The 1,100-nt window shown below is 57.7% G+C and carries 1 protein-coding gene; it reads right to left on the reverse strand.

Annotated elements, in window-relative coordinates:
- Positions 1-1,100: elongation factor Tu (gene tuf, locus IEY47_RS20440; RefSeq protein WP_188986183.1), on the reverse strand; the 1,100-nt coding region annotated here is incomplete at its 5' end.

Consider the following 1,100-nt stretch of genomic DNA (forward strand, 5'->3'; position numbering starts at 1 on the left):
TTAAGCGACGATCTTGGCAACCACGCCAGCGCCGACGGTACGGCCGCCTTCGCGAATTGCGAAACGCAGACCTTCTTCCATCGCGATCGGAGCGATCAGGGTGACAACCATTTTGATGTTATCGCCCGGCATGACCATTTCCACGCCTTCTGGCAGCTCGCAGTTACCGGTCACGTCCGTCGTACGGAAGTAGAACTGTGGACGGTAGCCCTTGAAGAAAGGCGTGTGACGACCACCTTCTTCTTTGGACAGAACGTACACTTCGCACTCGAACTGGGTGTGCGGCTTGATGGTGCCTGGCTTGGCCAGAACCTGACCACGCTCGACGTCATCACGCTTGGTACCACGCAGCAGCGCGCCAACGTTCTCGCCCGCACGACCTTCGTCGAGCAGCTTACGGAACATCTCAACACCGGTGCAGGTAGTCTTGGTGGTGTCTTTGATACCGACGATCTCGATTTCTTCACCAACCTTGACGATACCGCGCTCAACACGACCAGTCACAACCGTACCGCGACCCGAGATCGAGAACACGTCTTCGATCGGCATCAGGAACGGCTGGTCGATCGCACGAACAGGCTCAGGGATGTACGAATCCAGTGTTTCCACCAGCTTACGCACAGCGGTAACGCCGATTTCGTTGTCGTCTTTGCCTTCCAGCGCCATCAGCGCGGAGCCGATTACGATCGGCGTGTCATCGCCTGGGAAGTCGTAGGTGTTCAGCAGATCGCGAACTTCCATCTCGACCAGCTCGAGCAGCTCAGCATCATCAACCATGTCCGCCTTGTTCAGGAACACGACGATGTAAGGTACGCCAACCTGACGGGACAGCAGGATGTGCTCACGCGTCTGCGGCATGGGGCCGTCAGCAGCCGAGCAAACCAGGATCGCGCCGTCCATCTGCGCAGCACCGGTGATCATGTTCTTCACATAGTCAGCGTGACCTGGGCAGTCAACGTGAGCGTAGTGACGAACAGCCGAGTCGTACTCAACGTGGGACGTGTTGATGGTGATACCACGCGCCTTCTCTTCAGGTGCGTTGTCGATCTGCGAGAAATCACGCGCAGAACCGCCCCAGGTCTCAGCGCAAACCTTGGTCA

Source organism: Pseudomonas matsuisoli, assembly GCF_014647635.1.
Lineage (GTDB): Bacteria > Pseudomonadota > Gammaproteobacteria > Pseudomonadales > Pseudomonadaceae > Pseudomonas_P > Pseudomonas_P matsuisoli.